The following is a 25,744-nucleotide window of genomic DNA, read 5'->3' on the forward strand; positions in this document are numbered from 1 at the left end:
CTCACTATGATGCAGGAGGGGACGCCGATCCACGCCTCCCCTCGGTGCGACGGAGGGGACGCGAGGGACGCCATGAGTGATCAGCGCAGCGACGGACCGGGCGAGGGGCCCAGCGACACACCCGACGTCTCGACGCCCGCCAACCCGTGGGCGAACCCGGGCGCACCGGCCGACAGCGGCCCGTCAGGTGGACCCGGTGGTGGTGCGGTCGGCTGGGGTACGCCGTCGACCTTCGCGCAGGGGAGCCACCCTCCCCAGGGAACAGCGGCCCCAGTCCCCCAGGCCCCGTGGCAGGGCCCCGCGCGGCCGCCCGGTCCGCCCACCGGCCCGCAGGCGCATGCGGGCCGGCAGGGCGGCACCGCATCAGGGCCGTACCAGGCGCCGCAGTATCCGCTACCTCAGCACCAGTCGGCGCAGTACCCGGCGAACCAGTACCCGGCCCGATACCCGGCGAACCAGTCCCCGGCCCAATACCAGGGCAACCAGTACCAGGCCCCGCCGAAGCCGGGGGTCATCCCCTTGCGTCCCCTGGGTCTCGGCGAGATCCTCGACGGCGCGTTCCAGGCCTGCCGGAAGAACCCGATCGCGACCTTCGGCAACGCCATCCTGTTGCAGGCGGTCGTGACCCTCGTGACGATCCTCGCGCTGGGCAACGTGCTGTCCTCCTTCGAGGCCCTCGAGTCCCAGAGCGCGTCCTTCGGGGACTTCGTCGGCGCCGTGGCGAGCTTCAGTGTGTTCGCGGCGATCGCGGGCATCCTCTCCGCCGTCGCCCTTCTCGTCCTGCAGGGGATCCTCGTGATCCCGATCGCGCGCGCCGTCATCAATCAGAGGACGACCTTCGGGCAGTCCTGGCGGCTGGCGCGCGGCCGCCTGCTGCCGCTCCTGGCGTTCGGCGTGCTCGCCTTCCTCGCCGGCCTGGTGGCTTTCGGACTGGTCGTCGGTCTGTCGGCACTCGCCATCTACGCCCTCGAGGAGTACTCGGCCTTCCTGGTGGTTCCCCTCGTCCTCGGCGCCGTCGCCGCCCTCGTCTGGGTGACCACGAAGCTGGTCGTCACCCCGGCTGCACTGATGCTCGAGCAGCGCGGCCCCCTCGCGGCGGTCAAGCGCTCCTGGGTCCTGACGCGCGGCAACTGGTGGCGCACCTTCGGCATCGTGCTGCTCACGGCCCTGATCGTGTCGATCATCGGATCCGTGATCTCCGCGCCCCTCACGTTCGCGGTGACACTCATCTTCGGGTTCAGCACCAGCACGTCCGCGACGCCGGACGCCCTGGACTCCCTCCCCCTGCTCGCCGCGACGCAGGCCATCACGGCCCTGTTCACCGCCATCGGCTACGCGTTCCAGTCGGGCGTGACCTCGTTGCTGTACGTGGACCTGCGGATGCGGCGCGAGGGTTTCGACGTCGTCCTGATGAAGGAGCACGAGCAGGCTCAGGCCGGACGTCCCGACGTGCTCCCCGGCGGCACCAGTTCCTTCGGTCACGGCACGGGCGGGCCGCGCTGATGCGCCACCACCGAGCCGGGCACACGCCCTGTCTGTCGACGCCGTGATGCTCCCCCCGGTCCCACGGCTGGCCCCCGACGCCGACGAGGCACGCCGGCTCCTCGAGGAGGAGCTGAGTAAGTCCGCGTACGTCGAGGCGCAGCCCAACATCTTCGAGCGCATCATCGCCGACGTGCTCCGCAGCCTCGCGCGGCTCGCGGACGGCGTCGGCGCCCTCGGACCCGGGCCGGGCACTGTGGTGCTCGCCGTCGGCGCAGCGCTCGTCATCGTGGTCGCGATCGTGCTGATCAAGCCGCGCCTGAACGCCCGTGGCCGGAAGCCGGAGGCCGCGGTTTTCGACGACGACGAGCGCCGCTCCGCTCGGGAGCACCGCGCCCGCGCGGACGCCCTCGCCGCTGCCGGCGACTGGAACGGGGCGGTCGCCGAACTGCTCCGCGCCATCATCCGCGGGGCGGAGGAACGCGTGATCATCGACGAGCAGCCGGGCCGGACGGCGACGGAGGCCGGTCTTCACCTCGGATCCGCCTTCCCGGGCGCGGCTCAGGACGTCACCTGGCTGGCGGACCTGTTCAACGAGACGCACTACGGCAGCGGACGAGCCTCCGCCGGCGACCACCGACGCGCGGCCGAGCTCGACCTGCGCCTCACGGGGGAACGGCCCGAGCGCGATCGCCCGGCGTCGTCGGCCCTGCCGGCGGCTCCCCGATGAGCGCGCCCATGGGCTCCAGGACTCCCGCCGGGACACCGGACGAGGAGACCGGTGGCGCACCGCGCGTCCCGACGGACACGTCCCGCTCCGCATCCTCGGGCACGTCCGTCGAGGTGATGGGCGACGGCGGCAGTGCCGGCGCGACCGCGCGCGCACGCCTCCGCCGCTCGATCCCCCTGCTGATCGGCGCGCTCGTCCTCGCGGTGGTCATCATCCTCAATCTTCTTCCGGGGGACGAGGAGGACGGCGCGCCCCTCTCGCCCGGCAATGCGGCGCCCGCGGGTGCCCGGGCGGTCGCACAGGTGCTCGAGGCGCAAGGCATCAACGTCGTCCGCGTCTCTTCCTACGAGGACGCCCTCGATGCGCTCGACAGTGCCGGCGCCACGCTCTTCCTGAACGACGACGCGCAGTACCTGAGTGCCTCGCAGGTGGAGGAGCTGACGGACAGCTCCGCCCGCGCCGTCCTCGCGGCGCCCGGCGAGCGCCAACTCAGTACGCTGTCGAGCGACTTCGGCGTCGTGGGTCCCGTGCCGCTCGACATCGGCGGGGACGCTCCGGCTCTCGCCGCCGATTGCCCGGACGCCGATGCCACGGCGGCGGTCTCCGTGCCTGCCACGGGCATCCTCTACTCGGGTGACGTCGAGTGCTTCCCGGCCACGATCGACGACACCACGGCCGAGGACACCACCGGCGGCCTGTATGTGACGGACGAGGACGGCAGCGTCGCGATCCTCGGGGCGCCGTCCATCCTCTCCAACGAGTCCATCGACGAGGCCGGCAACGCGGCCCTCGCCCTGCGGATCCTCGGCTCGTCGCCCACTCTGGTCTGGTACGAGCCGACGGGCGCCGACGTGGTGTCCACCGGGGAGGGCGTGGACCCGATGACGCTGCTGCCCGGGTGGGTGAACACCCTGCTCGTCTGGCTCCTCGCCTGCGCCGTCCTGGCCATGGTGTGGCGCGGGCGGCGCCTCGGACCGCTCGCGACCGAGCCCCTTCCCGTGGTCGTGCGTGCGGCGGAGACCGCCGAGGGCCGTGCGCGGCTGTACCAGGACTCCCGCTCCGTGGCCCATGCCGCGGCCAACCTCAGGGCCGCGGGTCTCGCCCGCATGGCGCGTCGCCTCCGGGTGGACCGGTCGGCGTCGCCGGTCGAGGTCCTGGAGGCCGCGGCCCGACACACCGGACGCCCGCAATCCGACCTCGAGCGACAGTTCCTCGAGCGCACACCGACCACGAACCGCGAGCTTGTGCTCTGGGCACAGGACATCCTCGACCTCGAGAAGGAGATCACGTCATCATGAGTCACTTCGACGACCGGCAGGATGAGCGCGCGGCGCCCACCGAATCTGCGACCGGGCCGACGGGCGCACCGACGGGCGCACCGGCGGGCCGGGGCGCGTGGCCCACGTCCGGAGGCAGCGCCCACGAAGCCTCCCGCGACGGCTGGACGGGGCAGGCGACCCCGCGGTCAGCGCCGCCTGCAACGTCGCCTGCCGCACCGCCTGCCGCACCGCCTGCCGCACCCTCCGCCTCCTCTGCCGCGCCGTCGGCCGGTGTGCTCGATGGTCGAGCGGCGGAGGACGCCGCGTCGGCCAGGGCGGCCCTGCTGCGGGTGCGAACGGAGGTCGGCAAGTCGATCGTGGGTCAGGACGCCGCGGTGACGGGGCTCCTGATCGGGCTGCTCGCCGACGGGCACGTGCTGCTCGAGGGCGTGCCCGGTGTTGCGAAGACCCTCCTCGTCCGCACCCTGGCGACAGCACTGAGCCTGGACACGAAGCGGGTCCAGTTCACACCCGACCTCATGCCGGGCGACATCACCGGATCGCTCATCTACGAGTCGAAGACGGCCGAGTTCACCTTCCGCGAGGGGCCGGTGTTCACGAACATCCTGCTCGCCGACGAGATCAACCGCACGCCGCCGAAGACACAGGCCTCCCTCCTCGAGGCCATGGAGGAGCGGCAGGTCTCCGTGGACGGCGTGTCCCGGCCCCTGCCCCGCCCCTTCATCGTCGCGGCGACCCAGAATCCGGTGGAGTACGAGGGCACGTACCCGCTACCCGAGGCGCAGCTCGACCGATTCCTCCTGAAATTGACCCTCCCCCTGCCCGGGAGGGAGGACGAGATCGAGGTGATCCGCCGCCACAGCGTCGGCTTCGACCCCCGCAACCTCGCCGGGGCGGGTGTCAGGGCCGTGGCCGGCGTCGAGGACGTCGAACGTGCCCGCGCCGCGGTCGCGCGCGTCGCGATCGCACCCGAGGTCCTCGCCTACATCGTGGACGTGGTCCGGGCCACGCGCACGTCGCCGTCGTTCCAGCTGGGCGTGTCCCCTCGCGGGGCCACCGCGCTGCTCAACACGTCGCGCGCCTGGGCGTGGCTCTCGGGTCGGTCCTTCGTGACGCCCGACGACGTCAAGGCCCTGACGCTGCCGGCGCTCCGGCACCGTGTGGCCCTGCGGCCCGAGGCGCAGATGGACGGGGTGAACGTGGACGACGTCCTGGTGGGGATCCTCGGGACGGTGCCCGTTCCCAGGTGACCGGCATGTCCGGTCCATCGACCACCTCGGCCACGTCGGCGACGTCGGCCCGACCACCGCGGTGCGGCGCCGACCTCGCTGAGCCCCGCCCCGTGTCCACGCGACATCGCCCGGCCGCCTCCCACGGGCGGGCACGAGAGGAGCACCCGTGGTGATCACCGGACGCCTGGTCCTGCTGGCGCTGCTCGGCGTCGTGCCCGTCATCGTGTACCCGGGCGCCACGTCGGCGCTGCTCTGGGCCCTGCTGCTGGCCGCGGCGGTCGGCGTCGACCTCGCCCTCGCGGCCTCCCCGCGGCGCGTCGGCGTCACCCGCACGCTGCCCGCGAGCGTCCGTCTCGGCGAGGACTGCCGCAGCACGCTCGTGGTCCGGAACGATTCCCCGCGCCCGCTCCGGGCGACCGTCCGCGAGGCATGGCAGCCCTCCGCCGGTGCCGCCGACCCCGAGCAGACCCTCCGTGTCCCGCCCGGTGAGTCCCGGCGCATCGCCGTGTCCCTGCGCCCCACGCGGCGCGGGATCCGCCGCGTGGACACCGTGACGATCCGCAGTGCAGGCCCGCTCGGGCTCGCCGCACGGCAGGTGAGCCTTGGCGCGCCGGGGGTGCTGCGCGTGCTGCCACCCTTCAACTCCAAGCGGCATCTGCCGTCCAAGCTGCGCCGCCTCAGGGAGCTCGACGGCCAGTCCGCCGTGCAGATCCGCGGTGCCGGTACGGAGTTCGACTCACTCCGCGACTACGTGCGGGGCGACGACGTCCGCTCGATCGACTGGCGGGCGACCGCGCGCCGGAGGGACACCGTGGTGCGGACCTGGCGGCCGGAGCGCGATCGGCGCGTGGTGATCGTCCTCGACACCTCCCGCACCTCCGCGGCACGCGTCCTGGACGAACCCCGCCTCGACACGGGGATCGAAGCCGCCCTGCTCCTCGCGGTCCTGGCCGAGCGCGGCGGCGACAAGGTGCATTTCCTCGCCTTCGACCGGAGGCTGCGGGCGCGCGTCGATTCCACCGCGAAAGGGAACCTCCTCAGCTCCCTGGTCACCGCGATGGCACCGCTCGACGCCGAGCTGATCGAGGCGGACTGGTCCCGTGTGCCCGCGCAGGTGCGGGCCGCGTCGGCGCATCGTTCGCTCGTCGTGTTGCTGACCTCGCTGGATTCGGGCGCCGCGGAGGAGGGCCTCCTGCCCGCGCTCCCGGGACTCACCGAACGGCACGTCGTCGTCGTGGCGTCCGTCCTCGACCCGAAGCTCGAAGAGCTGCGTGCCGACCGGTCGACGGCGGCGGCCACCTTCCGCGCCGCCGCGGCCGAGCGAGCCCTCCTGGAGCGTGCGGCCATCGCCGACCAGATCAGGCTGCTCGGCGCGGAGGTCGTGGACGCCGTTCCCGCCGACCTCCCGCCCCTGCTCGCGGACACCTACATCAGGCTCAAGGCCGCCGGCCGGCTGTGACGGGCTTCGACTACACCTCGACGGCCCGCAGGCCGCCCTACCCGGGCCTCCCGCCCGAGGTCAGGGCCGCCGTCGCGACCGCCGTGGGCGGCCCACCCGATGCCGTGCGGCCGGCCGGTGGAGGTTTCACCCCGGGCTTCGCAGCCGGGGTCCGCCGCGGAGACCGCACCGTGTTCGTCAAGGCGGCACCGAGCACGGAGCCGTTCGCCTACCCCGCCTACGTCCGCGAGGCCGAGGTCCTCGCGGTCATGCCCGAGGGCCTTCCGGTACCCCGCCTCCTGGACAGCATGCACCTCGAGGCGGGTCTCGGGGTCCGGTGGGTCGTCCTCGTGCTCGAGCACATCGACGGGCACATGCCCGGCGGGCCCTGGACCCGCACGCAGGCCGATGCCGTCCAGGCGAGCCTCGTCGAGCTGAGCGCCGGCCTCGACGGTCTGCCGGCACCCATGGTGCGCGGCTCGTTCACCGTCGGACTGGTCGAAGACGAGAACCTGCTCGGCACGTTCGAGCGATCCGCCACGGATACTTCCGGTACCCCGTTCCTGCCCCTGCTCACACCGGACGCGGTGCGCGATCTCGAGGGGCTCCTCCGGGCCGCGCCCGCTCGGCTCGCAGGCTCACGGGTGGTCCACAACGACCTGCGGCCGGACAACCTGATGATCGAGCGCCGGTCGGGACGCGCCGTGGTGTGCGACTGGAACTTCGTGACGCGTGGCCCCGCCTGGTCCGACTGGGTGGGGCTGCTGCCCTACCTGCGCCATGACGGACTGCCCGCTGAGGATCTGCTCCGCGCCTCACCGCTCTCCCGCGACGCCGACCCCGAGGCGGTGGACTCCTGGCTCGCCGTCCTTGCCGCCTACATGGTGACCAGCGGTGCGTCCGCGGAGGTCCCCCACAGCCCGGCCCTGCGAGGGCACGCCCGGTTCACGGCGCGCATCATGATTGACTGGTTGTCCGAGCGACGGAAGTGGGCGGCATGACTTCGATCTACCAGCAGGCGATGGGCACGGAGTTCGGGCGTCTGCAACCCGAACTCCGCGAGTACTTCGGCCTCCACGCCGACAGCGGGCTGTCCGGCCATGGCCGCGGGGTGTTCGACGTCGCCGGGTGCCCCGCATGGTTCGCCCGGCCCGCGTTCCGGCTCACGGCCCTCGAGAACGCGTTCTTCCCGGAGTACAACACGGACGTCCCGTTCGAGATCAGGAACTACCCGCACGTGGACCCCTTCGGCCGGCCGGCCCTGACGGCGCGCCGCGAACTGGACTTCGGCACCGCGCTGCGCGTCTTCGAGGACACCACGTCGCTGCAGGACGGCGTGCTGACGGACTACGTGGGCCGGCACCGCCGCATGGCCACGCTCCTGACCTGCACGGCGACCGAGAGCGGGCGGATGCGGATGCTGTCGTCGCAGACGCGCGTGTTCGCGGGGCTCACCCTTCCCGTACCCGACGCCCTGGGCGCCCTAGCGTACGTGGAGCAGTGGTGGGACGACGACGCCGGGGCCTTCCGCATCTCGACCAACGTGGTGCATCGCCAGCTCGGCACGCTGCTCGTGTACGCGGGGACGTTCCGGTACGAGCTCGAGGAGTTCGACGGCGTCCTCCCGGCGGACGCGACCCCTCGCCGTTTCGAGCAGCGGGTCTGATCCGCGGGCCTGATCCGCCGGTCGTCAGGCCGCCGGTCGTCAGGAGGGTCAGCCGTCCGTCCGGACCTGGTCCAGCGCGTCGGCGACCTGCGCGAGTCGGGTGAGCACGCGCACGGCCTCGGTCGGCGATGTCGCGGCCAGTCCGGGGACGGTGGTGATGGTGAGGTGCGCCAGGGCACCGACCGGTAGGCCGACCCGCCGCCAGGCGGAGAGGACCGATTCCGCGAGAGCCGTCACCTGCGGGAGCGCCCCCGTGGGATCGAGGACCGCGAGGACCAGCCGCCGGCCGGATTCCACGTCCTCCGCCAGCGACTCCCAGCGCGCGTCCGTGATGTCGGGCAGCCCGAGGGACAGCACCGGGTCCGACGTCGCGCGGGCAGCGTCGAACGCTGTGTCGCCCGCCCCGGGAACCAGGACCGTGCCGGTCGCGCCGGCCGCCTTCACGGACGCGGTCACGAGGTCCCACGCCTCGGTGGCCTCGCGCCGATCGACTGCTCGGAGTGTGCGGTAGCCGCTCGCCGTCGGGACGCGCCCGGTGAGGATCTGCTCCGCCGAGTGTTCGTCGAGCTGCACCGTGATCCCCGCACCGCGGGCCACCGAGGAGACGCGACCCACCAGGTCGGCCGCCCCCACGGCCAGCGAGGCGTAGAGCTCGCGCCGGGCCCCGTGATCCACGAGGACGCGTTCGCCGCCGTGCAGCGAGACTGCGGCAGCCAGGGTCAGGGGCCCGCACAGGTGCAGCTTCAGCCGGCCGGCCGGGCTCTCCTCGGCGCCGGCCACGTCGCCGAGTGCGTTGATGTCGGAGGACAGCGCGGACTCCGCCCGCCGCTGGTCCTTGCCGGGCCGCTGTACGAGCCGCCAGCCGTGGGGTTGCAGATCGAACGGCATTTCCACGAGCACACCGAGGGTGCGGCCCACGGCGTCGCTGCCCGGTCCGCGGGCGGGCAGTGACGGGAGGAACGGGAGGTTGACGCCGCCGAGTTCTCCCCGCACTGCACGGTGGGCGTCGTAGGGGTCCGTGCCCGGCCAGTCCCCCGCCGCGGTGGCACCGACGGTCGGCAGATCCTGCGCCTCACTCATGCGGTCCGGCGCTCCTGGGTGCTTCTCCGGAGCCCGGCCTGCGGTTCTCGGAGATGGCCTGATGGTGGCGGATCACCTCGGAGATGATGAAGTTCAAAAACTTCTCGGCGAAGGCCGGGTCGAGCTGCGCCTCCTCGGCGAGCGTCCGCAGCCGGGCGATCTGCGCAGCTTCACGCTGCGGGTCCCCGGCCGGGAGATCGTGTTCCGCCTTGAGGTGACCCACCCGCTGTGTCGCCTTGAAACGTTCGGCGAGCAGGTAGACGAGCGTGGCGTCGATGTTGTCGATCGAGCTACGAACGGACAGCAGTTCCGTCATGACCTCAGGTGCCACGTCGCCCGCGAGCGAGCTGGCCGCCGGATCGAAACCGCTGCGTGGATGCGTCATTCCTCCAGTCAAGCAGACGCCGGGCGGCCCCCGTGAACTGCGACGGATCCGCGCCTCGTGGCGGACGGGACCTAGGTCCTGATCTGCCCGCCCGCGGCGGAGACTGCCTCCGCGGCGGCCACCTCGGGGCGCAGGGCCGAGCGTGCGGAATCGATGGTGGCCTGCCCGAGCACGCGCGTGCCCTGGTACAGCACCACCGTCTGGCCGGGGGCGACACCACGCATCGGCTCGACCAGCCGCACGACGAGCTGCTGGGCGCCGTCGGACTCCTCCACCCGTGCACGGGCGGCGACCGGATCACCGTGCGCGCGCACCTGGGCCATGCAGTCGAACTCCTCGCCGGTCGCCACCTCGGTGATCGGCAGGCCCGCCCAGGAGAGCTTGATGCCCTTCATCTCGTCGATCGCGAGCAGATGCTCGGGCCCCACGATCACCTCGTTCTGCTTCGGACGGATCTCGAGGACGAAGCGAGGCTTGCCGTCCGCGGCCGGGGTGCCGAGCTTGAGCCCGCGCCGCTGGCCGACGGTGAAGGCGTTGGCGCCGGGGTGGCTGCCGATCTTCTCCCCGTCCACGTCGAGGATGTCCCCCTCGGTCATGTCGATGCGCTCCTCCAGCCACCCGCGGGTGTCGCCGTCGGGGATGAAGCAGATGTCGTGGCTGTCGGGCTTGTTCGCCACGGAAAGCCCGCGCCGCTCGGCCTCGGCGCGGACCTCGGCCTTCGAGGGCGTCTCGGCCAGCGGGAACATGGAGTGCCTGAGCTGCTCGTGCGTGAGGACGCCGAGCACGTAGGACTGGTCCTTCGCCCAGTCCGCGGCGCGGTGCAGTTCGGGGTTCCCGTCGGCGTCCTCGACGACCTTCGCGTAGTGGCCGGTGCAGACGGCGTCGAACCCGAGGGCCAGTGCCTTCTCGAGCAGGGCGGCGAACTTGATGCGCTCGTTGCAGCGCATGCAGGGGTTCGGGGTGCGGCCCGCGGCGTACTCGGCCACGAAGTCGTCCACCACGTCCTCCTTGAACCGCTCGGAGAAGTCCCACACGTAGTAGGGGATCCCGAGGATGTCGCAGGCGCGCCAGGCGTCCCGCGAGTCCTCGATGGTGCAGCAGCCACGGCTGCCGGTGCGCAGGGTGCCGGGCATGCGGGACAGGGCGAGGTGCACCCCGACGACGTCGTGCCCGGCCTCGACGGCGCGTGCCGCCGCCACGGCGGAATCGACGCCGCCACTCATCGCTGCCAGTACCCTCATGATGAAAAACCCGTTCCTGCCGTCTGGATGGTCGATGCGTGCCCGGCCATGCCGGCCTTTCGGGCTCGCGCGTACGCCTCGCCGATGGCTGCGACCACGGCGTCGACGTCCCGATCGGTGGAGGTGTGTCCGAGGCTGAAGCGCTGCGCACCGCGTGCCTCCTCCTCCGTGAGACCCATGGCGAGCAACACGTGTGAGGGCCGCGGGACGCCGGCGGTGCACGCCGAGCCCGTGCTGGACTCGATCCCCGCGAGGTCCAGGAGGAACAGGAGCGAGTCGCCCTCGCAGCCGGGGAAGGTGAAGTGGGCGTTGCCCGGCAGTCGCGTGCCCTCGGGTGCCGGATGCGCCACACCCCGGAGGACGGCGTCGGGCACCTCCTGCAGGATGCCCTCGATCAGCCGGTCGCGGAGGCCTGAGAGGCGTGGTGCCTCGACGGCGAGGTGCGCGACGACGTCGTCGGCCGCCGCCGCGAAGGCCGCGATGCCCGCACCGTCCAGCGTGCCCGAGCGGATGTCCCTCTCCTGTCCGCCGCCGTGCTGCGTGGGAGTGAGCGTGACATCGCGGCGGACGAGGAGCGCTCCTACTCCCACGGGCCCGCCGATCTTGTGGGCGCTGACGGCCATGGTCGCGAGACCCGACTCGCGGAAGGAGACGGGAAGGGACCCGAACGCCTGGACGGCGTCGCTGTGGACGGGGACGCCGTACCGGGCGGCCTCCTCGACGACGGCGCGTACGGGCTGCACCGTCCCCACCTCGTTGTTGGCCCACATCACGGTCGCGAGGGCCGTGCGTTCCGGGGCGTCCGCGAGCGCGGTACGCAGCGCGTCGAACGACGCCACACCGGCGGCGTCGACGGGCAGCCACACGACCTCCGCACCCTCGTGGCGCTCGAGCCACTCCACGGTGTCCTGCACGGCGTGGTGTTCGATCGAGCTGCAGATGATGCGCGTACGGGTGGCATCGTCCGCGCGCCGCGCCCAGTAGAGGCCCTTCAGGGCGAGGTTGTCCGCCTCGGTGCCCCCGGACGTGAAGATCACCTCCGACGCCTGCGCACCGGCTGCCGCTGCGAGGGTCTCGCGGGCGTCCTCGACGGAACGCCGGGCACGGCGGCCCGAGCCGTGCAGGGAGGACGGGTTACCGCTGCGGCTGAGTTCGTGGGTGAGGGCGGCGAGCGCGGGCGCCGAGATCGGCGTGGTCGCCGCGTGATCGACGTACACGGGCATGATCCAAGACTACCGGCGCGCGCCGACCAGCCCCATTCGCGTGGTGGCCGTCACCCGCTCTCCCTCCCAGGGCGCCGCTGGGCGCCGGTGGTATGAATGCACCATGGACAGTCATGCAGCGGCTCCTCCCTCCCCGGGCACCTTCCGCCCGAGCTTCCGTCACCCCGTGCACTCCTTCGGCTCACGAACGGTCGACTTCGACCGGCAGGTGGCGCTGATGGCGGTCATCAACCGGACGCCGGACTCCTTCTACGACAATGGAGCCACCTTCGCGTTCCAGTCGGCGGTCGACGCCTCGCTGAGGGCCGTGGAGGACGGCGCGGACTGGGTGGACATCGGCGGCGCTCCCTTCTCCCCGGGCGTTCACATCCCGGCCGCGGAGGAGATCGACCGGATCGTCCCGGTGATCAGCGCGGTGCGGGCCGTCTCGGACGTCATCATCTCGGCGGACACGTTCCTCCCGGAGGTGGCGCACCAGGCCCTCGCCGCGGGGGCCAACGTGGTCAACGACACCACGGGCCTGCGGGATCCTGACATGGCGGCCGTGGTCGCCGAGGCCGGGGCGCACCTGATCATCACCCACAGCCTCGCGGAGCCCCGCACGGTCTATCCGCGGCCCACCTACGGCGACGTGGTGCGCGAGATCTCCGACTTCCTGCTCCGCAAGGTCGACGACGCCGTCCGGCTCGGTATCCGAGAGGACCGCATCCTGCTCGATCCCGGTCACGACCTCAACAAGAACACCCTGCACTCCCTCGAGATCACGCGACGCTTCGCCCAGATCGCAGGCATGGGCTTCCCGACGCTCGCCGCGGTGTCCAACAAGGACTTCATCGGCGAGACCCTCGACCGCCCCAAGCGCGAACGCGTCGAGGGTTCCCTGGCAGCGGCCGTGATCTGCATCCTGGGCGGTGCCCGCGTGGTCCGCATGCACAACGTCGCCGCGTCGCGTGCCGCCATCTCGCTCACCGAGGCCGTCCTCGGCTGGCGGCAGCCCGCCTACCTGCGCCACAACATGGGTGACGTCAACGAGCCGGTGGCGCCGTGATCACCTCCCTGGTCCCCGCCGCCGCCGGGGGCGCTGCACCAGCGGTGGACGACGCCGACCTGCACCGCATCTACGCCTACCCCGGGGGCAGCTCCGGTTCCGCTGCGCAGGCGCCCTACGTGCGCTTCAACTTCGTGGCCGCTGCGGACGGCGCGGCCACGAGCGGAGGCTTCTCGGCCGGGCTCGGGAACGACGGCGACAAGCGCATCTTCGACGTCCTCCGCAGGCTCGCGGACGTCGTGCTCGTGGGCGCCGGTACCATCCGGGCGGAAGGGTACGAGGGCGACCTCGTGGACGACGACGCCCGGTCGTGGCGCTCGACGCAGGGCCTCGCACCGCACCCGGCCGTCGCTGTCATCTCCGGCAGCCTGGACCTCGACCCGGACAGCGGATTCTTCACGGAGGCGCCCGTCCGCCCGATCGTCTTCACCTCGCGGGGCTCGGACACCGGCCGGCGCGAGGCGCTCGCCGCGGTGGCCGATCTCGTGGACTGCGGGGAGGACACCGTGGAGACCGGGCCGCTCCTGGAGGAACTCCGTCGGCGGGGTCACCTGAAGGTCCTGTGCGAGGGCGGGCCGGCCGTGCTGGGCGCGTTCACCCGCTCCGGAGCCGTGGACGAGCTGTGCCTGTCCGTCAGTCCCCTCCTCGCCGGTGGTGACGGCCCGAGGATCTCCGTGGGCGAGAGTCCCGAGGATGCCGTGCAGCTGACGCTGACCTCCCTCCTCACCGAGGACTCCGCGCTGTACTGCCTGTACAGGACGAAGGGAACGGGCCCCACACCTGCCTGAGGGGCATGCCTGAGCGTCGTGTCGTCCCGGTCCTTCGTCGGCGATGAGCACCGGGCCGGGCTCAGGCGCGAGGCGGTACCACCGAGATGCGGCTCCTCACGTCGCCGATGGCGCCGTCGAGCACTTCGTCGGACGGGCAGGAGATCGTGACGCCGAGCGCGGTCTGCGGCTGGTTGAACAGCCTCAGGGAGACGGAGCTCGCGGGCGAGGAGTCCGTGGCCCGTTGGCGGTAGGTGAGGAACTCGATGGATGCCAGCGCCTCCGCCGGATTCTCGCCCCAGAGCCAGGTCGACGACGTCAGGTACTCCGGCAGGATGCTCGGGTCGAGGAAGGCGAAGAGCGCCTCGGTGGACGCGCGATCGTCACCCTCGACGACCAGGGGCGTCTGGAGTCCGGTGTACCGCAGCGAGGTCCGGCAGCCCGCCGCGTTCTCGTACACGGACTCGCCGTTGACCATCATGACCCGCAGGGTCCAGCCGTCCGACCGCGTCATGCCGTCCGCGAAGGCCACCGGACCCTCGGTGATGTAGCTCCCGCGGTCGAAGGTCATGTCCTCCCCCACGATCTGCGCGCGGGTCAGGGGCGGGAGGACCGCCGCCGAGGGATCCGCGGTCGGCTCCTGCGGCGCCCCGGGTGTGGACACCGATGTCGGCGGGGCGGAAGCCGGAGGGATCGGCACCTCGATGGTGCAGGCTGTCAGCGCGAGGACCGGTGTCAGCAGCAGCACGGTCCTCGTCAGCCCGGCGAGCGATCCCGCCGTCCCACGCCACCGCCCCATGCTCGACCGTCCTGTCCTGCCGCTTCCACGACGCCCGGCGGACGCCGCTCCCACTGTAGTGCGGCGGCTCCGCAGCACCATGGGTAGCAGTCCCCATCCTGCTGCCGCCGGTGTCGCCGGGGTCGGATGCGCCCGTCCGCAGCCGTCCGGCGAACTTCCGCTGCCCCTGCTCCGTTGTACGGAATGGCCTCGGCGGTCCCGTACGGGTCGTTTCCCGGCTTTGGAGCCGACGAGCCGCTGCCTCTAGTCTCGGATGAAGGGAGTCGCTCGCGAACGACGCCGGGCGGGACGCACCGGCGGAGGCCCGGGACGCGCAGCACACGAGAAGGGTCGGTTCATGGCAGAGACACCACGGAGGTCGTACTACGACGTCCTCGGCGTGTCCCCGGAAGCCGACCCGAAGGACATCAAGGATGCCTACCGCCGCGCCGCCCGCGCCGCCCACCCGGACCTCGGGGGAAGTGCCGCACGCTTCCACGACGTCACCGTCGCCTACGAGACCCTCGGTGACCCGCAGCGGCGGGAGCGGTACGACTCGGACACGGGACGCCGTCGCCCCACCCCGAGCACGGCACCCGCCGCGGCTGCCGGCGCAGGTCGGCGCGCCACGCCGCCGGGCACCACGCGGACGAGTGTCGCGGACGAGGACGCGGCGTCGTCCGCTCCCCTGTACCTGCCGCCGTTCTCACCCTCCGCCCCGCCCGCCGTCCCGCTGGTGCTCGCCGGTCGGCAGGTCCACGGATCGCCCCGCCGTCCGGGCGTCTTCGCCCGCATGTCCGGTGCGGTGCGCTCGCGGATCGACGGCGAGCTCCGCACCGCGGCGCTGCTCGAGCGCGCGCTGATCCCGACCTATCCCGCCGCCCGGCTGGTGAACGGGATCGAGCTGGACGACGCGTCGTCGACCACCGCGGGTCATGTCCTGCTCGCCGGGTACCGTCTGGCCGTCATCGATTCGTTCACCGCACCGCCCGGGAACTTCTCGTGGGACGGACGATCCCTGAGGCACCAGGGGCGGCTCGTCGAGGTTGACCTGTTCCGCACCGTCAGGACGGTGCAGGAGCTCTTCCCCGACTGCAACGTCGCCGGTTGGCTCGTCATCCACGGGGCGCCCGACAATCCCTTCGCCCCGGTGATCGATGTGCCGCCCGCCTTCGACAGGTCCTCCATGACCGTGCCGCAGGTCGTCAACGCGGGCACCGCCGTCCGCACGCTGCGTCAGTTCCTGGCGTCGGGCCCCACGCCCAACGTGGTGCAGCTCCCAGTGCTCGCGCGCTTGCTCGCGGCCGCCGGAAGCTAGGATGGCGAGGTGTTCCGCATCCTCTTCCACACCCCCGAGATCCCCGGTAACACCGGAGCGGCGATCCGCCTCGCCGCTGTCGCGGGTGCGGAACTCCACCTCGTCGAACCGCTCGGATTCAGCCTCGAGGACTCCAAGCTCAAGCGGGCCGGCCTCGACTACCACGATCTGGCCACGCTTCACGTGCATCCGACGCTCGACGACGCCCTCGGCGCCCTCGGACCCGCGCGGGTCTACGCCTTCACGTCCGACGGCGACGTCTCCTACACCGACATCACGTACCAGCCCTCCGACGTCCTCATGTTCGGGCGTGAATCGGACGGCCTCCCCGCCGAGGTGAAGCACGATCCCCGCGTGACGGCGCGTGTCCGCGTACCCATGCTGCCGTCACGGCGCTCACTCAATCTGGCGAACACCGCGTCGATCGTTCTCTACGAAGCCTGGCGGCAACAGGGTTTCACGGGCGCGCAGCGGTGAGTGCCGTTCCAGGAGGCCCTGTGCCCGCCCGTCATCCCGAGTCCACGACCGACAACGCCGCGGAGGACTACGACCTGCTGGCGCCGGCCGTCTGGAACCCCGTGAGCAACGCGGTGGTCGCCGCGGCCGACATCCTTCTCGGTGAGCGCATCCTCGACGTGTTCGCCGGGACCGGCGCGGGCACCATCCCGGCCGCCCAGCTCGCCGGCCCGGACGGTCGCGTCGACGCCGTGGACCGATCCTCGGCGATGCTCGCTCTCGCTGAGGGGAAGGCAGAGGCGCTCGGCCTCGACAACGTCGTGTGCCACCGCCTCGACCCTGCGCGCTGGGTCGCCGACGAGGACTACGACGCGCTGATCAGCTCCTACGGGATCTTCCTGCTCGACGACATGGACGCCGACATGGACCGTCTCGTCCGGCTCCTGCGTCCGGGAGGGCGGGCCGCGGTGAGTGCCTGGGACGACGGCGCCCTCGAGCCGTTCGGCAGCCTGCTCCTCGAGAGCATCGCAGCGGCGGCACCGGTGGGTGGAGCGCCCTCGGACAGCGAAGCGCCGATACCGGCCTTCGTCGAACACTGCAGGAGGGTCGCCTCCGCAGAGAGACTGCAGGTGTGGCTCGAGGGCCGCGGACTCACCGAGGTGTCGGTCGAGAAGCTTGCCCTCACGGTTCCGCTCGATCCGCACCACGCCTGGTCGCTCGCCCTCGGCAGCGGCTACCGGGGCCTGCTCCCCGACGGCCCCGAGGATCGTCGACGTGTGCAGGAGACCTTCCTCGACCTGCTGGGCGATCACTTCGTGCTCAACGCCGACACCCTGATCGGCGTCGGGGTGTTCCAGCCCCTCAGTTAGGTCTCCCGGCGAACCATCCGTCCGACGAACTGCTCCGAATTCAAGGTGGCAGACACTGGGCAGAAGGAACATGAAGGGGTGGTGGAATGGTCACGATGCAGTCGGTCGGCGTCCGCACACCACGCCACGAAACCGCGTATCCTGTTCGGTTTGCGACGGGTGGCGGCCTATGCTGGAGCCCTATGGAAACGCCACGAGCACGACGGGTCAGCGCCATCGCTCCCGCAGCCGACGAGTTGGACGTTGATCCCGATGTCGGGCCCACACTGACCGACCTGCTGCTGCGCGTCGCCCAGCAGGACCGCACTGCGTTCGCGCTCTTCTACGAGCAGACGTCCAAGCGGGTCTACGGTCTCGCCCGGCGGGTCCTCATCGACCCGGATCTGAGTGAGGACGCCACCCAGGAGGTGTACCTCCAGGTGTGGAACACGGCGGACCGGTTCAATCCGGCGTTGGGCAGCCCGATGGCATGGCTCATGACTCTCGCCCACCGTCGCGCCGTCGACAAGGTCCGCTCGGAACAGAGTGCCACGGACCGCGAAGCCCGCTACGGAGCGGCGACGCAGACCATCGACCACGACGACGTCGTGGACACCGTGACGCAGCGCCTGGAGGCCGAGGGCGTGGTGCGGTGTCTGGAGACGCTCACGGCGACGCAACAGGAATCCGTCCGCCTGGCTTACTACGGCGGACTGACGTATCGCGAGGTCGCCGAGAAGCTCGGCGTCGCGGTACCGACCATCAAATCAAGGATCCGCGACGGATTACTTCGCCTCAAGACATGTTTGGGGGTGACCTGAGATGCAGGACAAGGAAATGAACAGACAATTCGCAGACGACCTCGACACGGACCTGGCCCGCGGCCACGTGCTCGAGTGGGCTGAGCTGTACGCGCTCAACGCGATCAGTGCAGACGAACGGCGCGTCATCGATGCGTTCATCGAGAACGCCGACTCGGCGATCGAAGCCACGTTCGCCGAGCGTGTGCGGACGTGTCGCGAGACGGTCACCTCCGCCTACGCGACCGATCAGGTCGAGCCCCCGGGCGATCTCTTCGAGCGCATCGTCGCCCAGCTCCCCGGCGCCGCGCGGCAGGAGCACGGGCAGCAGGGCCCCCTGCGCCTGGTCCCGACCTCGCCGGCCGGCGACGGCCGTGGGGCGGGTGTCGTGCAGGACGACCTCGCCGAGCGACGCAGCGTCAAGGCATCGCGGTCCTCCAGAGCTTCACGCTGGATCGTCGGGGCGGCCGCCGCCGTCGTCATCGCCGTGGGTGGAGTCACCATCGCCCAGAACCTGCAGCCGTCCTCGCTCGAGCAGCAGGTGCTGCAGGCCTCGGACGTCCGTACGGAGCAGCTTTCCCTCGACCCGGGCGGACGCGCGGAGATCGCCGTCTCCGGCGAGGAGGACGCCGCCGTGGTCACCCTGACCGGCGTGCCGTCGCCGGCGGAGGGCTACGTCTACCAGATGTGGCGCATTCCCGCCGATGGTACTGCTCCGGTGTCCGTGGGGCTCATGACGGGCGACGACGTCGCTGGGACGAGGGTCACCGAACTCGACGACATCAGTGGCTTCGTCGCCGTCGCGCTCACCGTCGAGCCCGAGGGCGGGTCCGCCACGCCGACTCTTCCCATCGTCGCCGAGATCCCGCTCGGGGCCTGAGCAGCCGAACCACCTCCGGCTCCGGAGACGCAGCCCGACCCGGACGGTCCCGTCGCATGAGCGACGGGACCGTCGTCGTGCGGGCCACTGCCGGGTGACGGCGACGCCGCGGGCGGATGTCGGTGCATGTCGGAGGAGGAGCGAGCGGTTCAGAAGCCCGCGATGGTGCTGTCGGTGTTGATCCCGACAGTATGGAATGACTCCGCGCTCCGGCCGGCGGGCAGCCCTCCACGCACGGCGTTGTCCATGAGGAAGCTGCGGACACGCGTCTGCATGCGCTCGACGTCGGGGTGCTGGCTCTGGTGCGCGGTGATGGCGCGGATCTTCAGGTCCTCGCGTCCGGTCACATCCACGAAGCGGTTCTCGAGGTGGGCGGGGCCGCCGTAGAACCACAGCCACGGCACACGGTAGCTCTGCAGGCCCGCGGCCTCGAGCTCCGGATAGGCGAACGAATTCTCGACCGCGGGGTACACGGCCCGCGTGACGGCCTCCCCGCACGCCAGATGGTCGGGGTGGCTCTTCTGGATGCGGTCCCAGCTCCGCTCGGGATGCATCGACAGGACGACGTCGGGGCGCACCCGCCGCATGTGACGCACGATCTCCCGGATGAGGTCGTGATCGACCTCGAGGTGACCGTCGGGTCGGCCCAGGAAGCTGACGTCGGACACACCGACGATGGCCGCGGCCGCCCTCTGCTCGTCGCGGCGGAGTGCAGCCACGCCCGGTCGGTCCTCATCGGAGAAACCCCCGGCGTCGCCGTCGGTGAGGATGCAGTAGCTCACCTCGACCCCCGCTGCCGTCCAGCCCGCCACGGTCCCCGCGGCGCCGAAATCGATGTCGTCGGGATGAGCTGCGAACACGAGGACCCGTTCGGGCAGGTCCCCCTCGGCACCGATGTCCGCGGTCACAGTCCGCGCTTCCGGATCTCCTCGGTGGCCTGCGGCAGCACGGTGAACAGATCACCCACGATCCCGAAGTCGGCGATCTCGAACACCGGCGAGTCTGCGTCCTTGTTGATGGCCACGATCACCTTCGACGTCTGCATCCCGGCCTTCTGCTGGATGGCACCGGAGATGCCCACGGAGATGTACAGCTGCGGCGAGACCGTCTTGCCGGTCTGACCGATCTGCGCCGAGTGTTCGATCCACCCTGCGTCCGTCGCGGCACGTGACGCTCCGACCGCTCCTCCCAGCGCGTCCGCGAGGTCCTCGAGGGGGGCGAAATCGCCGTCGACGCCTCGACCCCCGGCTACGATCACCCGAGCCTCGGTGAGCGCAGGCCTGCCGCTCACCGGCTTGTCCACGCGCCCGGTGATGCGTGCGACGGAGGCGGGGAGATCCACGGGAATGCTGGTCAGTCGTGGGGAGGAGGGCACTCCGGCCTCCGTTGCCTCGATGCTGTTGGGCTTGACGGTCAGGATCGAGATGTCCGTGGTGGCCGTGCACCGTACGGTGTAGGACCCCGCGAAGTCCGCCTTCACCGCGGTGAGCCCTTCCTCGAGCCCGACGACGTCCGTGATGACCCCGGCGTTCAGACGGATACCCGCACGCGCCGCGATCTCCTTCGATTCGTACGAGTTGCCCAGCAGCACGACGGTCGCTCCGACGTGTCGGACGGCTGCCACCACGAAGACGGCCTTCCCGGCGACGAGCACGTCCGATACGTCGGCGACCTCCGGGCGGAGGCATTCCTCGACCCCGTAGGACCCGATGCCGTCGAGGTAGGCCTGGTCGGCCTCGCCGGCGAGTGCAACGGTCACCGTGCCGAGGCTCGCACCGAGGGAGAGGAGCTCCCGCTCGCTCTTGGCGAGGCTCGCTCCGGCGTGGTCGAGGACGACGAGGACGCTGGTCATGATGGTTCTCCTGAGAATACTTCTCGGCTGGGGCGGGGGACTGGCGCGAGCGCTAGAGGAGCTTCTGGCCGGCGAGGAAGTCGACGAGCCGGACACCCGCATCGCCCTCGTCCGTGATGACCACTCCCTGTGATCGTGCAGGCCGCGGCGCCGCCTCCTCGACCCTCGTCCAGGAACCGGCGAACCCCACGTCCGTCGGCGCGAGGCCGACGTCGGCCAGCGAGAGCACGCGGATCTGCTTCTTCTTGGCCGCCATGATGCCCTTGAAGTTCGGGTACCGGGGATCGTTGATCTGGTCCGTTACGGACACGAGCGCGGGCAACGATGCCTCGATGGTTTCGGCGAACGTGTCGTTGTCGCGTCGCGCAGTGACCGTCCACCCCGCGGTGCGGTTCCCTGCGACGTCGAGCGACGCGGCGAACGTCACCTGGGGGAGGTCGAGGCGCTCGGCCAGCTGGGCCGGGACGATCGAGGTCTCGCCGTCGGTCGAGGCCATACCGGTGAGGATCAGGTCGAAGGGCCCCTCGTGGGCGAGGAGCGACGCGAGGGCGCGCGATGTGGCGGAGGCGTCCGAGCCGTGGAGGGCGTCGTCCGTGAGGTGGACGCCGTCGTCGGCGCCGATCTGCAGCGACTTCTTCACGGCCGCGACCGCAGCCGCCGGGCCCATGGTGAGAGCCGTGACGCGGTGTCCTGCTGCCGAGCCACCCTTGGCCTCCACGAGTTGCAGCGCGGCTTCGAGGGCGTACTCGTCGAGCTCGGAGAGGATGCTCTCGGTCCGCACCGTCGTCAGGTCGTCGCCACCGATGTGGCGGTCGAACTGAGCGTCGGGAACATGCTTCACCAGGACCGCGATGCGCAGTCCTTCCAGCGTGGCCTCGTCCATTGATGACCTTCCTCGTCGCGGGGATCTTCCCGGGCACTAGCTAACCACAGGGCGGCGACACTCCCGGAGCAGTCCCGCCGAGCGCGTGAGGGGCGGTCCCGGATGGGACCGCCCCTGTTCGTCACATCGCCGGTCGCGGACCTCGGGCCCGGCGTCGGACCGTTACGGCGTCGGCGCCTGCGTCAGGGTGACGTCGATGGTCCGGGCCTGTCCGTCCCGGAGGATCTCGATCGGCACCTGCTGCCCCACGGTCTGGATCCTCACGGCGGCCGTGAGCGACTGCGGGTCGGTGACCGTGTACGTGCCGACCTTCGTGATGACGTCCCCCACCTGCAGTTCGGCCTGTTCGGCCGGCGAGCCCGGCTCCACGGAGCCGACCAGCGCGCCCGACGAGAAGGTCGATTCGCTCTGCGTCCCTTCATCCGAGGCGGCCGTGACGCTGACCCCGAGGAAACCGTGGGTCGCCTCGCCGTCGGAGATGATCTCGTTCGCGATGCGGCTCGCGTAGTTGATCGGGATGGAGAAGCCGACGCCGATATTGCCCGTGGATTCGCCCGAACCTCCGGAGGCGATCGCCACGTTCACACCGATGATCCGCCCGTCCGCATCCACGAGGGCGCCTCCGGAATTACCCTGGTTGATCGCGGCATCCGTCTGGATGACGTTCAGGTAGATGGACCCCTGCGGCTGCGGTTGCTGCTGTCCCGAACCTCCCGGCGGCAGGAAGTTGAAGCCTTCGCCGTCGTCGGACCCGCTGTCGTCCGTCTGCTCCTCGGGAACCGCGGAGGAGGCGACGCTGATGGTGCGGTTGAGTGTCGAGACGATGCCGTCGGTGACGGTCCCGCTGAGGCCGAGCGGCGCGCCGATGGCGATGGCCGTGTCCCCCACGTTGAGCTCGTCCGAGTTCCCGAGTGTCGCGGCCGTGAGATCCGGCGCGTCGATCTTGATCACCGCGAGGTCACTGAGCGGATCTGTTCCCACGACCGTCGCGGGGAAGACCCGGCCGTCGTTGAGCTTGACCTCGACCGTCGGGTCTGACACCTGCCCGCCGAGGGTCACCACGTGTGTGTTCGTGAGGATGTGTCCGTCGGTGTCGAGGATGATGCCGGAACCGGATCCTCCCGATCCTCCGCCGCTCACCGCGATGGTCACCACGCTCGGCGAGGCGGTGACTGCGGCGCCCGTGATGGTGTTCACGTCGTCCGTGTTGTTGACGACGATCGACTCGGGTGCGGCCTGCGAGGAACCGGAGGGCGCCGAGTCGTCGAAGGCGCTCGTCGCCGCTCCGGCGACGCCGCCGCCGATCAGTCCCGCGACGAGGACGCCTGCGGCGAACGTCCCCAGGCCGATCCTCCTGCGTTCCTTCGCGGGCGCGGCCCCTGGGCCCTGTGTCGACGCACCGTAACCGCTCTGTCCGCCGTAGAAGGGCTGGTGGCCTGCGTAGGCCGGGTGCGGCGTTGCTGCGTTGTGATCGTGAGCGGACTGCTGACCCGGCTGCTGACCGAACCGCTGACGATCGTCGCCGTGATCGGGCGTCCGCTCGACGGCGGACTGCTGCGCGGTCGGGGCGCCCGTCGTCGGCTGGGCCGTCGTCGCGGGGTAGTCGTCCGAGCCGGGACCTCCCGGACCCTGCGCCCCGCCGCCGTCGGGCGTGCCCTGGCCGGCCGCCGGCTGGGAACCCCAGCCGCTCCCCCACGACGGCGGATTCTGCGGCTGCGGAGGAAGCGGGCGATCGCTGTTGCCCTGAGTACCTGGCTGCTCGTTCATCGGAGGTCCTTTCGTTGCTGTTGACCACAGCATGGCAAGCTTCGCTGGGCTTCGAGCACGTGTTCGCTGAACGCATTCTGGGAGGTCGCTGGGTTGTCCCCGGACGAAGAGGTGACCGTTCGCCGGTTCTCCAGTATCACCCGCAGCGCCGACGGCCCGTTGAGTTCGGTGCGGCGGGCACAACGGCTGCGACCGACGACGCCGAGTGCCAGCCGGAGCGCGAACGCCCGGCGGCACGGCGTGCGGCGGAGCCGACGACGCCGCACGCCGCCGGCCGCGGTGTCGTCAAGCGTTCGCTGGTGGCACAGCGGCGACGGTGGACGCTCCAGGAGGCCAACCATAGAATCGGGAACACGGAGCCTCCGGCGTCCGCCTGACCCGATCCGGGATCGGCGCAGTCCGGAGGGCGTGCTGAAGGGTCGAGAATGCGAATGTTGAGCGGGCGCGCGAGCGTCGCCACCGTCCTGGGCGCCCTCGTGGCCCTGCCGCTGATGACGAGCACGGCCGCCGCCGCGGACGAGCCGGTGACCTTCCCGTCCGGTGACTACGTCGTGGACACGGCCGGCGTTCTCTCGGACCGCGAGGAGAGTGTGCTCGAGGCGGAGATCGAGCAGTTGCGCTCCGAGGACGACTTCACGCTGCGCATCGCTTACGTGAACACCCTCGAAAACCCGTCGGATCCTGATGCGTGGGCCCGGAGCACCCTGGACCTCAACGCGTCCGACCCCCAGTCCGCCCTGCTGGCGGTCAGGCTGCAGCCGGGGACGGCCCGCTTCGGAGCAGCGGAGGGTTCAGCGCTCGCCGACCAGGACGACGCGATCTACAACCGCTACATCGGTCCCGAGCTGGAGGCCGGTGAGTTCGGCACCGCAGGCCTCGCCGCCGTCGACGGGATCCGTGCGGCGCTCTCGGGGTCCGGCGGCGCGGGCACGTCGAACGGCGGGACGTCCAGGGGCACTACAGATTCCACGGCTGGAAGCGGCCTCGGTGGCCTGGTGCTGGTGGGCGGCCTGGTGGCGGTCGCCGGGGCCGGCGGTTACCTCCTGCTGAAGAATCGCAGCAGCGGCCAGAGTAAACGGGAGCAGTACGGGTACGGCCCCACTTCCCCGCCGGGCGGCGGTGAGCCCGTCGATCCGCTCGCGTCCGTGAGCGTGGAGGATCTCCGCAAGCGGGCGGGGAGCCTGCTCGTAGCGGCCGACGACGCCATCAAGTCCAGTGAGCAGGAGCTCGGGTTCGCCGAGGCCCAGTACGGCAGTGACGCGATCGCGACGTTCTCCTCCGACATCGCCGCTGCCCGTCAGCACATGAGCGAGTCCTTCAAGCTCCAGCAGCAACTGGACGACCACATCCCCGACACCGAGCAGCAGCAGCGCCAGTGGCTCGGTGAGATCATCCGGCGGTGCGAGGACGTCAACGCGTCGCTCCAGGCCCACAAGGCCGATTTCGACGCCCTGAGGGAACTCGAGAAGAACGCACCGGAGGCCTTGAGCCGCGCGCAGGCCGCCGCCGACGCCGCCGGTACGCGCTTCGCCGATGCCGAGCGGTCGTTGCGGACACTGCAGACCCGTTACCTGAAGACCGCCACCACCCAGGTGGCCGACAACATCGACCAGGCGCGCGAGCGGCTCAGCTTCGTGGGCAGCGCGTCCACCGAGGCGCAGGCGCGCATGGCCGAGGGCGACACGGGCCGCGCCGTCATCGCCGTCCGTGCGGCCGAGGAAGCGGTGCACCAGAGCACGGTGCTGCTCGACGCCATCGACAAGCGCTCCGAGGAGCTCCGGGCAGCGGAGGCCGAGCTGGAACGGGCGCTGCCGGAGGCCGAACAGGATCTCGCGCAGGCCCAGGCCATGGACCGGACCGGGCAGTACCACGACCTCGCGGGTCCCATCGCCGCGATGCAGTCCACCGTGACGACCGTCCGTCAGGAACGGCAGAGTGCCCGGAGCAACCCCTTGGCGCTCCTGCAGCGCCTCGAGACTGCGCACAGGCAGCTGGACGCGGCACTCGGAGGCGTGCGCGACCAGGAGGAGAACGCGCGACGGGCCCAGGGCGCCCTCCAGCACGCGATCATCGCGGCGCAGTCGAGCATCTCGGGAACGTCCGACTACATCCGCGCCAGGCGTGGCGGCGTGGGCAGCGAGGCGAGAACACGTCTCGCCGAAGCCGAACGGAACCTCGACCACGCCGTCCAGCTGCAACGGACCGATCCGGTGACCGCCCTCTCCCACGCGCAGCAGGCCTCCGCCCTCGCCGACCAGGCGGCGCAGCTCGCGGAACAGGACGTCGACGGCTTCGGCGGCCGCGGCCTCGGCGCCGGAGGGATGTACGGCGGCCGTGGTGACGGCATGGGCGGGGCGCTGCTCGGCGGCATCCTGCTCGGCTCCGTCCTGAACGGCGGCGGCTTCGGTGGTGGCTTCGGCGGCGGCTTCGGCGGCGGAGGAGGCGGCGACGGGGGCTTCGGTGGTGACGGCGGAAGCTTCGGCGGAGGCGGTTTCGGCGGGTTCGGCGGAGGGGACTTCGGCGGCGGCGACTTCGGCGGCGGCGACTTCTGATCGTTCCCCCGCACCGGCACGGCCAGCAGGACCACAGA

General features: G+C 71.3%; 24 protein-coding genes. 15 read left to right on the plus strand and 9 right to left on the minus strand.

Annotated elements, in window-relative coordinates; genetic code table 11:
* Window positions 1-72: 72 nt before the first annotated feature.
* The 7 genes from AC4D16_RS04410 to AC4D16_RS04440 all read left to right on the plus strand — a co-directional run bounded on the left by AC4D16_RS04410 (window position 73) and on the right by AC4D16_RS04440 (window position 7,828).
* Window positions 73-1,503 carry a DUF7847 domain-containing protein gene (locus AC4D16_RS04410; protein WP_490954087.1) on the plus strand — a complete coding sequence of 477 codons (1,431 nt, stop codon included), beginning with the start codon at window positions 73-75 and terminating at the stop codon, window positions 1,501-1,503.
* A gap of 46 nt (window positions 1,504-1,549) precedes the next feature.
* The gene (locus tag AC4D16_RS04415; RefSeq protein WP_490954668.1) at window positions 1,550-2,212 is read left to right on the plus strand and encodes a DUF4129 domain-containing protein; all 663 of its coding nucleotides are present in this window, start codon (window positions 1,550-1,552) and stop codon (window positions 2,210-2,212) included.
* An 8-nt stretch (window positions 2,213-2,220) separates the two neighbouring features.
* Complete coding sequence (locus AC4D16_RS04420; protein ID WP_490954088.1) at window positions 2,221-3,510, plus strand: DUF4350 domain-containing protein; 1,290 nt, start codon at window positions 2,221-2,223, stop codon at window positions 3,508-3,510.
* Entirely contained in the window at window positions 3,507-4,742 is a 1,236-nt protein-coding gene (locus AC4D16_RS04425) for an AAA family ATPase (RefSeq protein ID WP_490954089.1), read from the plus strand. Before AC4D16_RS04420 ends, AC4D16_RS04425 begins: the two co-directional genes overlap by 4 nt.
* Before the next feature lie 148 nt (window positions 4,743-4,890).
* Entirely contained in the window at window positions 4,891-6,183 is a 1,293-nt protein-coding gene (locus AC4D16_RS04430) for a DUF58 domain-containing protein (protein WP_490954090.1), read from the plus strand.
* Complete coding sequence (locus AC4D16_RS04435) at window positions 6,180-7,163, plus strand: phosphotransferase family protein (RefSeq protein ID WP_490954091.1); 984 nt, start codon at window positions 6,180-6,182, stop codon at window positions 7,161-7,163. Before AC4D16_RS04430 ends, AC4D16_RS04435 begins: the two co-directional genes overlap by 4 nt.
* Window positions 7,160-7,828 (plus strand): DUF4166 domain-containing protein, encoded by a 669-nt coding sequence (locus AC4D16_RS04440; protein ID WP_490954092.1) that lies wholly within the window; start codon window positions 7,160-7,162, stop codon window positions 7,826-7,828. Before AC4D16_RS04435 ends, AC4D16_RS04440 begins: the two co-directional genes overlap by 4 nt.
* A 48-nt stretch (window positions 7,829-7,876) precedes the next feature.
* Here AC4D16_RS04440 and AC4D16_RS04445 read toward each other — a convergent pair whose 3' ends face one another.
* The 4 genes from AC4D16_RS04445 to AC4D16_RS04460 all read right to left on the minus strand — a co-directional run bounded on the left by AC4D16_RS04445 (window position 7,877) and on the right by AC4D16_RS04460 (window position 11,757).
* Window positions 7,877-8,908: a uroporphyrinogen decarboxylase/cobalamine-independent methonine synthase family protein gene (locus AC4D16_RS04445; protein ID WP_490954093.1), complete on the minus strand. Its 1,032-nt coding sequence runs from the start codon at window positions 8,906-8,908 to the stop codon at window positions 7,877-7,879.
* Window positions 8,901-9,293 (minus strand): chorismate mutase, encoded by a 393-nt coding sequence (locus AC4D16_RS04450; RefSeq protein WP_490954094.1) that lies wholly within the window; start codon window positions 9,291-9,293, stop codon window positions 8,901-8,903. Before AC4D16_RS04450 ends, AC4D16_RS04445 begins: the two co-directional genes overlap by 8 nt.
* Window positions 9,294-9,364: 71 nt before the next feature.
* Window positions 9,365-10,534 carry a tRNA 2-thiouridine(34) synthase MnmA gene (gene mnmA / locus AC4D16_RS04455; protein ID WP_490954095.1) on the minus strand — a complete coding sequence of 390 codons (1,170 nt, stop codon included), beginning with the start codon at window positions 10,532-10,534 and terminating at the stop codon, window positions 9,365-9,367.
* Window positions 10,531-11,757, minus strand: a complete 1,227-nt coding sequence (locus AC4D16_RS04460; protein WP_490954096.1) for a cysteine desulfurase family protein — start codon at window positions 11,755-11,757, stop codon at window positions 10,531-10,533. The genes mnmA and AC4D16_RS04460 overlap by 4 nt, the downstream gene beginning before the upstream one ends.
* 103 nt (window positions 11,758-11,860) lie before the next feature.
* On the opposite strand from AC4D16_RS04460, the gene folP reads away from it, so the two are divergent.
* Both folP and AC4D16_RS04470 read left to right on the plus strand, forming a co-directional pair.
* Window positions 11,861-12,805: a dihydropteroate synthase gene (gene folP / locus AC4D16_RS04465; protein ID WP_490954097.1), complete on the plus strand. Its 945-nt coding sequence runs from the start codon at window positions 11,861-11,863 to the stop codon at window positions 12,803-12,805.
* Window positions 12,802-13,593, plus strand: coding sequence for a pyrimidine reductase family protein (locus AC4D16_RS04470; RefSeq protein WP_490954098.1), 792 nt, complete (start codon window positions 12,802-12,804; stop codon window positions 13,591-13,593). Before folP ends, AC4D16_RS04470 begins: the two co-directional genes overlap by 4 nt.
* A 61-nt stretch (window positions 13,594-13,654) precedes the next feature.
* Here the strand turns inward: AC4D16_RS04470 and AC4D16_RS04475 are convergent, their stop codons facing one another.
* Window positions 13,655-14,371: a hypothetical protein gene (locus tag AC4D16_RS04475; RefSeq protein ID WP_490954099.1), complete on the minus strand. Its 717-nt coding sequence runs from the start codon at window positions 14,369-14,371 to the stop codon at window positions 13,655-13,657.
* Window positions 14,372-14,708: 337 nt separating this feature from the next.
* Between AC4D16_RS04475 and AC4D16_RS04480 the strand changes: the two genes are divergently transcribed.
* The 5 genes from AC4D16_RS04480 (at window position 14,709) to AC4D16_RS04500 (ending at window position 18,652) form a co-directional block, all read left to right on the plus strand.
* Window positions 14,709-15,668, plus strand: a complete 960-nt coding sequence (locus AC4D16_RS04480; protein ID WP_490948702.1) for a J domain-containing protein — start codon at window positions 14,709-14,711, stop codon at window positions 15,666-15,668.
* A 9-nt stretch (window positions 15,669-15,677) separates the two neighbouring features.
* On the plus strand, window positions 15,678-16,145 hold the full coding sequence (locus AC4D16_RS04485) for a tRNA (cytidine(34)-2'-O)-methyltransferase (protein ID WP_490948701.1): 468 nt from the start codon (window positions 15,678-15,680) through the stop codon (window positions 16,143-16,145).
* A 20-nt stretch (window positions 16,146-16,165) separates the two neighbouring features.
* Entirely contained in the window at window positions 16,166-16,993 is an 828-nt protein-coding gene (locus AC4D16_RS04490) for a class I SAM-dependent methyltransferase (RefSeq protein WP_490954100.1), read from the plus strand.
* 182 nt (window positions 16,994-17,175) lie between these two features.
* On the plus strand, window positions 17,176-17,793 hold the full coding sequence (gene sigK / locus AC4D16_RS04495; RefSeq protein WP_490948699.1) for an ECF RNA polymerase sigma factor SigK: 618 nt from the start codon (window positions 17,176-17,178) through the stop codon (window positions 17,791-17,793).
* Between the two features lie 16 nt (window positions 17,794-17,809).
* Window positions 17,810-18,652: an anti-sigma factor gene (locus AC4D16_RS04500; RefSeq protein WP_490954101.1), complete on the plus strand. Its 843-nt coding sequence runs from the start codon at window positions 17,810-17,812 to the stop codon at window positions 18,650-18,652.
* A 149-nt stretch (window positions 18,653-18,801) separates the two neighbouring features.
* On the opposite strand, the gene AC4D16_RS04505 is transcribed toward AC4D16_RS04500, so the two are convergent.
* From AC4D16_RS04505 to AC4D16_RS04520, 4 genes are all read right to left on the minus strand, one after another.
* Window positions 18,802-19,560, minus strand: a complete 759-nt coding sequence (locus AC4D16_RS04505) for a PIG-L deacetylase family protein (protein WP_490954102.1) — start codon at window positions 19,558-19,560, stop codon at window positions 18,802-18,804.
* Window positions 19,557-20,504, minus strand: coding sequence for an electron transfer flavoprotein subunit alpha/FixB family protein (locus tag AC4D16_RS04510; RefSeq protein WP_490954103.1), 948 nt, complete (start codon window positions 20,502-20,504; stop codon window positions 19,557-19,559). Before AC4D16_RS04510 ends, AC4D16_RS04505 begins: the two co-directional genes overlap by 4 nt.
* A 52-nt stretch (window positions 20,505-20,556) precedes the next feature.
* Window positions 20,557-21,387 carry an electron transfer flavoprotein subunit beta/FixA family protein gene (locus tag AC4D16_RS04515; protein WP_490954104.1) on the minus strand — a complete coding sequence of 277 codons (831 nt, stop codon included), beginning with the start codon at window positions 21,385-21,387 and terminating at the stop codon, window positions 20,557-20,559.
* A 162-nt stretch (window positions 21,388-21,549) separates the two neighbouring features.
* Window positions 21,550-23,154 (minus strand): trypsin-like peptidase domain-containing protein, encoded by a 1,605-nt coding sequence (locus tag AC4D16_RS04520; protein ID WP_490954105.1) that lies wholly within the window; start codon window positions 23,152-23,154, stop codon window positions 21,550-21,552.
* Between the two features lie 425 nt (window positions 23,155-23,579).
* On the opposite strand from AC4D16_RS04520, the gene AC4D16_RS04525 reads away from it, so the two are divergent.
* The gene (locus tag AC4D16_RS04525) at window positions 23,580-25,706 is read left to right on the plus strand and encodes a TPM domain-containing protein (RefSeq protein WP_490954106.1); all 2,127 of its coding nucleotides are present in this window, start codon (window positions 23,580-23,582) and stop codon (window positions 25,704-25,706) included.
* Window positions 25,707-25,744 lie beyond the last annotated feature (38 nt).

The sequence above is a fragment of the Arthrobacter sp. TJ-236 genome, assembly GCF_058269235.1.